Genomic DNA, 9,373 nt, shown 5'->3' with positions numbered 1-9,373 from the left:
CTTTAGCCCGAGACTGGCTCCAGTCGGGCTAAAGCCCGACCTACAATGCGCCGCATTATCTGGGCGAGCGAGGCGGCGGCCCGGCCCGTCAAGTGGTCTCGATAGGTCGAAAGCCCGCCCGGTGTGGTCGCGTTTCTTCCGAGCCTTGCGGCGGCGTCAGGCGAAGTATGGGCAGGTTCGAGTCCCTTGTCGACCAATGCAGGTAAGGCGGGCAGGAAAACAAGGCCAGTTGGGCCGGTCCCAGGCAGAGGAAGGTCGCGGTCGCCAGCCGCATGGTGCCGAACCGGAAATGGGAGTCCACCGAGCCTCGGTTGAAGGCTTCGATCCGGCTCAGGCTCCAGGCGTAGCCCCGCTCGGCGAAGCGGGCGTTGGCGGCGTCCCACAGGCGGATGAAGGTGCGCCCCAGCCGGAATTCGGGCGCGACGTAGACATCGTAATCCCACACCGTACGCTCCGGCTCGGCCAGCTCGTAAACGCAACGGACGTGATCCTCGACGTAGCGGCGTTCCTCATACCACAGATAGCCCGCGAATTTTTCCTTCAACCAAGCCACGAGGCAGACGCCCCCGTTATCGAAGCGCATGGCGATGACTTCGGGTGGCCGGGGGAATTCCGCGACCACGGCGTGAGCGCGGGAGACTTCCCCAATGACCGTGTTGCCCAAGCGGGGTTCGATCTGGGGGAGGATCGGCTGGGCGACGATCCAGTACCGGACCAAGCGCCCGTGCCCCCGTGAGGCGGTCGAAACCAGCCGGGCCAGGATGAACAGGACGGCTTCCTTGGGGCCGAATTCCGCGAACACGGCGCGGAGCTTTTCGATCAGCCGGGCGGGAGCCGTCGCCAGTTTCCGGCCAGCGACACGCCATCTGGGCGCGGCTGGTCTGTCCGCAGCCGGTGGATTCGCGATGAATCGCGCTGGGCCAAAACGCATGGCGCCACCTAAACGGTCAGGCTTGCGGGATGCGGATTTTCTGGCCCACGAAAATCTTGTCGGGGTCTTTGATGACTTCGCGGTTGGCTTCGAACAGCCGTGGATACTGGCCGCTGTCGCCGTAGAAGCGTTTCGCCAGGGCGGACAGGGTGTCGCCGGAGGCGATGGTGTAGTAGTCCACATCGGAGGTGGCGGGGACGGTTTCGGTCGCAGTCGCTTCCTCCGGGCTGAGCGCTTTGGGCGCGGTGTCGGTCGGCTCGGTGACTTGGATTTCGCTGACGACTTTTTCCACGCCCCGGATATTGCCCGCCATCAGGATGGCTTTTTCGACGGCGGCCCAGCTATGGCTTTGGCCGCGCAGGGTCACGAAGCCTTTCTGGTAAACGACATCCAGCGACTCGATGCCGGGATTGTCGGCCTCGATGTGGGCCTTGATGGCTGCCGACGCCTTTTCGTCGTCGTGGAAAAGGGTGTTGCCGATGTCGCGGACAAAATCGAATAGGCTCATCGTCGCGCTCCCTGCGATGGATGGATAAGGCGGTCTTGCGGACTAAGTGTGAGCCTTGCGAGGGGCGGGTGGCGATTCCCTATTGGGCGTAGGGAAAGAGCGGGGGCTTTAAAGCGGTTTCACTTTGAGTTCGTGGAATTCACAATAATCCGACTCGGTTTTTAAAACCGAGTCGGATCTTAGGGGATGCGCCGGGTTCCGCGCCTCAACCCGGCCTACAGATTCATGGCTCAGCCGCCTTTCTGATATTCCATCACCATGCGTACCAACTGAGCCAGCGACTTGATCTCCATTTTGCTCATCAGCCGTTCCCGGTGCTTCTCCACCGTCCGCTCGCTGATATCGAGGTTAGTGGCGATGGTCTTGGTGTTGTCCCCCTCCACCAGCCGCTCCATGACCTCCCGCTCCCGCGAGGTCAACTGGTCCAGCCGCTTTTCGAAGGCGACCAGTTCCGAGGCGCGGACCCGGTTCTCGCGGTCCAGGACCAGTGCGTCCCGGACCCGCTCCAGGATGAGTTGATGGCTGGCGGGCTTCTCCATGAAGTCGAACGCGCCACATTTCAGGGCATACACCGCCATCGACACCTCCCCGTGTCCCGTCAAGACGATGACGGGCATTCCCGCGCCCGTGGCCCGCAGATGCTCCAGCAGCCGCAGCCCGCCCATGCCCGGCATACGCACGTCCAGCAGCAGGCAGCCCGGTCGGCCCACCGAGTTCGCGTCGAGAAACGCCTCCGCCGACGAAAATGCCTCCACTGGCAGGCCAATTGACTCGACCAGCCATTTCAGCGAGTTGCGCATGTCTTCGTCGTTATCGACCACAAACACCGTGGGTTCGGGATTCGTGGCGGCGACCCTCCATCGGTTGGCGGGATGAAGCTCCTTGCCAGTCCGGGGCGGTTGTGTGGCGGAAGGCGCCATGGCGGCCTCGTCAAATCAGCCCAAACACCAGCCCCAGGATCAGCAGGCCCAGCCCAATGAGCAGGGCTTTCAAGGTGACGTCGGCGACCTTGCGGAAGAGCCGGTCGCGCACCTCGACGAACCGGGCTAGCGGCTCCACCTGGGAGGCTTGCAGGGGCGTCGCGCTCACGCTGTCCGGGCCGGTCAGCACGTTCTCCATCTCCATCTGGATGCGCCGCCAGGCTTCGAGCTGTTCGTAAGCCCGTCCGCACAGGAACGCGAAGTCGGCGAGGCTTTCCGGCGCGGGCACCGTTTCGGCATTCAGCGCGGCTTGCCGCCCCAGCAGCTCATAAAGGGCTTGCGCCGGTTCCTCGGGCAGTTGTGCGGCGATGGCATTCACCTTGCTGGTGAAGTCGGGCGCGGAGGTTTGAAATTGGCGGTCTAACAGTTCGTCCAGTTTGGATAAGCAGGTGTTGAGGAATGGATGGGTGTTCATGATGTCTCGGAAAGGTTCGAAATAGAGCCAGCCGTTGAGCGGTGGCTATTGCGATTGAGTATGCCAGATGGCCGCGATCCCGTCTTGTCAGGCAGGGCAATCGCGCTATGCCGGGAGCCGCTGTTCTCCCCTCTCCCAAAGGCGAGAGGCAGAAAAATCACATGGCGCGATTGCCCTGTCTTGTCAGAGGCCACCCATGGTACGGGAAACTCCCGATTGATCTTTCTCCCACCTAGCACCATCCTGGCGACAGGATAGCCACACCGGCCCGACAGCCCTTTGATATGGAGGCACGATGAATCCGTTACTCAAGCTCATCGACCACGGCCAAAGCTACTGGATCGACAACCTCACCCGCGCCATGCTCACCAGCGGCAAGCTGCGCCACCGCGTCGAGCGCGAAGGCTTGCGGGGCATGACGTCCAATCCCAGCACCTACCAAAAGGCCATCGCCGACAGCGCCGACTATGACGACCAGATCGTCAAGCTCATCGCCCAGCGGCCCACCCCGGACATCCAGGATATCGCCGAGGCGCTCATCATCGCGGATATTCAATCGGCCTGTGACGTCCTACATCCGGTTTACGAACAAAGCGCGGGGCTGGACGGCTACGTCAGCCTGGAAGTCCCGCCCCACTACGCCTACCACGCCGAAGCCTCGGTGGGCATCGCCCGGCGGCTGTTCCAAAAAACCAACCGGCGCAACCTGTTCATCAAGATACCCGGCACCCCGCCGGGGCTGGTGGCCATCGAGCAACTGCTGTTCGAGGGCATCAACGTCAACATCACCCTGCTGTTCGCGGTGGACCGCTACGAGTCCGTCGCGGAAGCCTATCTCCGGGCGCTGGAGCGGCGGCAGGAGGAAGGGCTGCCACTGGACGCGGTGGTCTCCGTCGCCAGCTTCTTCCTCAGCCGGATTGATGTCGCCATCGACCAATCGCTGGAACAACGCCTGCCGCCCGGCCACGGCTTCGGACCCTTGCGCCCGGACCCGGCGAAACTGCTGGGCAAGGCCGCCGTCGCCAACGCCCGGCTGGCCTATCAAAGCTTCCAGCGGATCGTCGCGTCCGACCGCTGGCAAGCCCTGGCAAGCCGGGGCGCGCACGTCCAGCGCTTGCTGTGGGCCAGCACCAGCACCAAGAACCCGGACTACGACGAACTGATGTACGTCGAGCCGCTGATTGGTCCTTACACGGTCAACACCATGCCGGAGAAGACCATCAAGGCGTTCGCCGACCATGGCGTGGTGCGGGACACGGTGGATCAGGGCTTGGACGAGGCGCGGCAGGTGATGGACGACCTCGCCGCGCTGGGCATCGACTTCGGGCAGGTGACGGCGCAACTGGAAAGCGACGGCGTGCAAAAGTTCATCGACCCGTACAACGCCATGCTCGCCACCTTGGCGGATGTAATCCAGCAGCACCTCAACATCCGCGACATCGGCCCGCTGGAAGCCATGGCCCGCAAGCTCCGCCGCGACATCATCACGATGACCACCGAGGCCGGGTCGGGGCATCCCACGTCCAGCCTGTCCTGCGCCGACCTCGTGACGGCCCTGTTCTTCCGGCAAATGCGCTGGGATCCGACCGACCCCTCGGCCCGCAACGTCGACACCTTCATCCTGTCGAAGGGCCACGCCGCGCCGGTCCTATGGGCCGCATTGCGGGAAGCGGGCGCGACCCGTGAGGACATCCGCTCGCTACGCAAGCTGGGCAGCACCTTCGAGGGCCATCCGACGCCAATGAATCCGTGGGTCAAGGTGGCGACCGGCTCCCTCGGGCAAGGGCTCGCCGCCGCCAACGGCATCGCGCTCGCCAACCGCCTGGATGGCATTCCGGCCAAGGTCTATTGCCTGCTCGGTGACGGCGAATGCTCGGAAGGCTCGGTGTGGGAGGCGGCGCAATTCGCGGCCTTGCACAAGCTGTCCGACCTCGTCGCCATCGTCGATGTGAACGGCCTGGAACAAAGCACCGCCACGCCCTACGGCCATGACACGGGCGTGTTCGCCCGGCGCTTCCAAGCCTTTGGCTGGCAAACCCTGGAAATCGACGGCCACGACATGGCGGAAATCCTTGAGGCGCTTTATCAAGCCGGCAAGGGCGGATCGGTGCCCACCGCCATCCTCGCCCGCACCATGAAGGGGCGGGGCGTATCCTTCCTGGAGGGCGAGCCGGGCTGGCACGGCAAGGCGCTGGACCGGGAGCAGATGGCGCGGGCGCTGAATGAATTGGGCGAGGGCGAGGCCGCGCTGAAGGTGGAATCCCGGCGCATCAACCGCCACGACCCCACCACGCCCAACCCGCCGCCGCGCTTGGCGCTGAATTACCGGGTGGGCGAGAGCCTCGCCACCCGCAAGGCGTTCGGCGAGGCGTTGCGGCAATTGGGCGAGAGCGTGCCGGAACTGGTGGTGCTGGATGGCGACGTGAAGAATTCCACTTACACGGAATTGTTCGCCCAAGCCTTCCCGAAGCGCTTCTTTCAGGGCTATATCGCCGAGCAAAACCTGGCGGGCACGGCGCTGGGGCTGGCCGTGTGCGGGAAGATTCCGGTGTTTGCGACCTTCGCCGCCTTCCTCAGCCGGGCCTACGACTTCATCCGCATGGCCGCTCATAGCCAGCCGCCCCATCTGGTGTTCTGCGGCAGCCACGCGGGCGTCTCCATCGGCGAGGATGGCCCCTCGCAAATGGGGCTGGAAGATTTGGCGATGTTCCGCGCCCTGCCCAACACCACGGTCCTTTACCCCTGCGACGCCGTGAGCGCCGCCCGCTTGACCGCCGCCGCGCTGACCACGCCGGGCATCGTGTATGTGCGGACCACCCGCGCCGGGACGCCGGTCATCTACGCCAACGACGAGGCGTTCCCGGTGGGCGGCAGCAAAACCTTGCGGGAATCTGGCCGGGATTTATGCGCCGTGGTGGCCGCTGGCATCACGCTCCACGAGGCGTTGGCGGCGGCGGATGCGCTGGAAAAGGACGGGGTGGCGGTGCGGGTGATCGACGCCTACTCGGTCAAGCCGCTGGACGCGGAGACCCTGCGCCGCGCCGCCCTGGAAACCAGCGCCCTGTTGGTGGTCGAGGATCATTGGGCGGATGGCGGGCTGGGTGACGCGGTGGATGTCGCCGTCAATGGCCACGCGCCGGTTCACCGGCTGGGCGTGACGGGGTGGCCCCGTTCGGGGACGCCGGAGGAATTGTTGGATTTGATGGGGATTTCGCGGCGGGCGATAGCGCGGAAGGTGCGGGAATTGGTGGAACGGGGGGAATAAGCCGGGTAGCGATGGCGTCGGGCATGAGTACATGCCCGACCTACGGGACTTCCCCCCGCCACCCCGCTTGTGGGGCACCGACGAACACATCCGCTTGTCCCCATCGAACTTGCGCCGCCCCTATCCCTTACGCCAAGCGCGGGTATTTTTGATTTCGGTTAATTCGGCAATTCCTGGCGCAGCACTGAACTCTATTTCCTTTAGTGCAATAATACCGTCACACGTTTCATCGTTCCGGGGGCGCTTCGGCGTCCGAGGATGGGAACGCGCTCGGCCATTCCATGGCCCGGAGCGCCGGGAGCGGAATCCAACAGCCCACTCACTTTATCGGACTCAACCATGCCGACCCGAACTCTAAAAAAGAGCAATCCTTCCCTCCTGCTAAGCGAAATGCCGCCTCAAGGTATGAAAGCCAACGACCTAGCCCTGGATATCCGCCGCCATTTCAACTACACCCTCGGACGCTACAAATCCAGTAGATCCCTGCACTACACCTACACCGCCCTGGCCCTGGCGGTGCATGACCGTTTGATGGAGCGCTGGAAGAACACCATCCACGCCTATTTGGAAACGGACTGCAAGCGGGCCTATTACCTGTCCCTGGAATTCCTGATGGGCCGCGCCCTGAGCAACGCCATGCTCAACCTCGGCATCACCGACGAGACCAACAAGGCGCTGCACGAACTCGGCCTGGTCCAAGAGGAACTGGCCGACAGCGAACACGACGCGGGGTTAGGCAACGGTGGCCTGGGCCGACTCGCGGCCTGCTTCGTGGATAGCTGCGCCACCCTGCAACTGCCGGTGATGGGCTACGGCATCCGCTACGAATACGGCATGTTCCGCCAGAAGGTCGAGGACGGCAATCAAGTGGAAGAGCCGGACCATTGGCTGCGCAATGGCAACGTCTGGGAACTGGAACGCCCGGAAATGACCGTGCGCATCAAGTTCGGCGGACACACCGACAATTACGGCGAGAATGGCCGCAGCCGTTGGGTGGAGACCCAAGACGTGCTGGCAGTGCCCTACGACGTGCCGATTCCTGGCTACCAGAACGGCACGGTGAACACCCTGCGGTTGTGGAAGGCGGCGGCGACCGACGAATTCGGCCTGAACGAGTTCAACGCGGGCGACTACACCGAAGCGGTGCGGGCCAAGAACCAAGCCGAAAACATCACCATGGTGCTGTACCCCAACGACACCAGCGAGAACGGCAAGGAACTTAGGCTCCGCCAGCAGTATTTCCTGGCCTCCGCCAGCCTGCAAGATGTCCTCCGCCGCTGGGTGTTGATGCACGGCGAGGATTTCAGCCAGTTCGCCGAGAAGAACTGCTTCCAGCTCAACGACACCCACCCCAGCATCGCAGTGGCGGAGTTGATGCGCTTGCTGATCGACGAACACGGCATGGAGTGGGACGAGGCCTGGAGCATCACTTCCCGCACCATGGCCTACACCAACCACACCCTGCTGCCGGAAGCGTTGGAGAAATGGCCGGTGCGGCTGTTCCGCCAATTGGTGCCGAGGCTGTTGGAAATCATCTTCGAGATCAACGCCCGCTTCCTGGCCGAAGTCGCCAACCGCTGGCCGGGCGATTTGGACCGGCTGGCCCGCATGTCCCTGATCGAGGAGGGCTGGGAGCAGCAGGTGCGGATGGCCTACCTCGCCATCGTCGGCAGCTTCTCGGTCAACGGCGTGGCGGCGCTACACTCGGCCCTCTTGATGCAGGGCTTGTTCCGCGACTTCCACGAGCTGTGGCCGCACAAGTTCAACAACAAGACCAACGGCATCACCCCGCGCCGCTGGCTGGCCAACTGCAACCCGGAACTGTCCACCCTCATCACCGAGACCATCGGCGACGGCTGGATCACCGAACTCAGCCAGTTGAGCAAGCTGGCGAAGCACGCCGGCGCCGCCAAGTTCCGCAAGCGCTGGCAGGCCATCAAGCAGGCCAACAAGCGGCGGCTGGCGGACTACGTGGAGGCCGAACTCGGACTCAAGATCAGCCCGGACGCGCTGTTCGATGTCCAGGTCAAGCGCATCCACGAGTACAAGCGCCAGTTGCTCAACGTGTTGCACGTCATCCACCTGTACGACCGCATCAAGCGCGGCGACACCGCCAACTGGACCCCCCGCGTCGCCATCTTCGGCGGCAAGGCGGCGCCGGGCTATTTCATGGCGAAGCGCATCATCAAGCTCGTCAACAACGTCGCCAACGTGGTCAACAACGACCCGTCGGTGGGCGACATGCTGAAGGTGGTGTTCATCCCCAACTACCGGGTCACGGCCATGGAGGTCATCTGCCCCGGCACCGATTTGTCCGAGCAGATTTCCACGGCGGGCAAGGAGGCGTCCGGCACCGGCAACATGAAGTTCATGTTGAACGGCGCCCTGACCATCGGCACCTTGGACGGCGCCAACATCGAAATCCGCGAGGAGGTGGGCGCGGAGAACTTCTTCCTGTTCGGCCTCACGGCGGAAGAGGTGGAGGCCGCCCGCCCGAATTACGATCCGAACGCCATCATCGACGGCAACGAAGACCTGCGCCGGGTGATGCACCTGTTGGAATCCGGCCACTTCAACCAGTGCGAGCCGGGCATCTTCGACCCCATCATTCAGTCGGTCTGGGGTTCCTGGGATCCGTGGATGACGGCGGCGGATTTCGCGGCCTATGTGGAAGCGCAGAAGCAGGCGGCGGCGGCTTACCGCGACCAGGACAACTGGACCCGGATGAGCATCCTGAACACCGCCGCCAGCGGCAAGTTCTCCTCCGACCGCACCATCCTGGAGTACAACCGCGACATTTGGAAAATGCAGCCAGTGGTCCCGGCGGCGGCGGGCTGATTCCCACTTGTTCCACGTCGTCCTGTACGAGCCGGAGATTCCGCCCAACACGGGCAACATCATCCGGCTCTGCGCCAACAGCGGCGCGGCATTGCATTTGATCCACCCGCTCGGCTTCGCGCTGGACGACGCCAGGCTGCGCCGGGCGGGACTGGATTACCGGGAGTTCGCGAGCCTACGGGAACACGCCAATTTCGCGGCGTTCCTCGCGACGGTGCAACCTTCCCGGCTGTTCGCCTTGACCACCAAGGCCCAGCGCTGCTATGCGGATGTCCGGTTTGAGCCGGGCGACGCCTTCCTGTTTGGCCCCGAAACCCGGGGCCTGCCTGTTTCCCTTCTCGAATCCATCCCCGAACCACAACGGCTCATCATCCCCATGCGGCCGGAGAGCCGCAGCCTCAACCTGTCCAACGCGGTGGCGCTGGTGCTGTACGAG

The 9,373-nt window shown here is 63.8% G+C and carries 7 protein-coding genes; 3 read left to right on the top strand and 4 right to left on the bottom strand.

Features of this window, described 5'->3' with window-relative positions; genetic code table 11:
* Window positions 1-88: 88 nt before the first annotated feature.
* The 4 genes from ACXWUF_RS12760 to ACXWUF_RS12745 form a co-directional block, all read right to left on the bottom strand.
* Window positions 89-931 carry an N-acetyltransferase family protein gene (locus ACXWUF_RS12760; RefSeq protein WP_458495051.1) on the bottom strand — a complete coding sequence of 281 codons (843 nt, stop codon included), beginning with the start codon at window positions 929-931 and terminating at the stop codon, window positions 89-91.
* A 16-nt stretch (window positions 932-947) separates the two neighbouring features.
* A complete protein-coding gene (gene lysM / locus ACXWUF_RS12755) occupies window positions 948-1,439 on the bottom strand; it encodes a peptidoglycan-binding protein LysM (protein WP_458495050.1) in 492 nt (163 codons plus the stop codon).
* A 230-nt stretch (window positions 1,440-1,669) separates the two neighbouring features.
* Window positions 1,670-2,359, bottom strand: coding sequence for a response regulator transcription factor (locus tag ACXWUF_RS12750; protein WP_458495049.1), 690 nt, complete (start codon window positions 2,357-2,359; stop codon window positions 1,670-1,672).
* Between the two features lie 10 nt (window positions 2,360-2,369).
* Window positions 2,370-2,834: a hypothetical protein gene (locus ACXWUF_RS12745; RefSeq protein WP_458495048.1), complete on the bottom strand. Its 465-nt coding sequence runs from the start codon at window positions 2,832-2,834 to the stop codon at window positions 2,370-2,372.
* 295 nt (window positions 2,835-3,129) lie between these two features.
* Here ACXWUF_RS12745 and ACXWUF_RS12740 point away from each other — a divergent pair, with 295 nt between their 5' ends.
* The 3 genes from ACXWUF_RS12740 to ACXWUF_RS12730 all read left to right on the top strand — a co-directional run.
* Window positions 3,130-6,099 (top strand): transketolase, encoded by a 2,970-nt coding sequence (locus ACXWUF_RS12740; RefSeq protein ID WP_458495047.1) that lies wholly within the window; start codon window positions 3,130-3,132, stop codon window positions 6,097-6,099.
* Window positions 6,100-6,438: 339 nt separating this feature from the next.
* Window positions 6,439-8,937, top strand: a complete 2,499-nt coding sequence (locus ACXWUF_RS12735; RefSeq protein WP_458495046.1) for a glycogen/starch/alpha-glucan phosphorylase — start codon at window positions 6,439-6,441, stop codon at window positions 8,935-8,937.
* A 7-nt stretch (window positions 8,938-8,944) separates the two neighbouring features.
* Window positions 8,945-9,373: tRNA (cytidine(34)-2'-O)-methyltransferase (locus ACXWUF_RS12730; RefSeq protein ID WP_458495045.1), on the top strand; the 429-nt coding region annotated here is incomplete at its 3' end.

The sequence above is a fragment of the Methylomagnum sp. genome (assembly GCF_054333355.1).
Note: the sequence above shows the minus strand (reverse complement) of the source record. Positions and strands in the feature narration are given on the sequence as shown.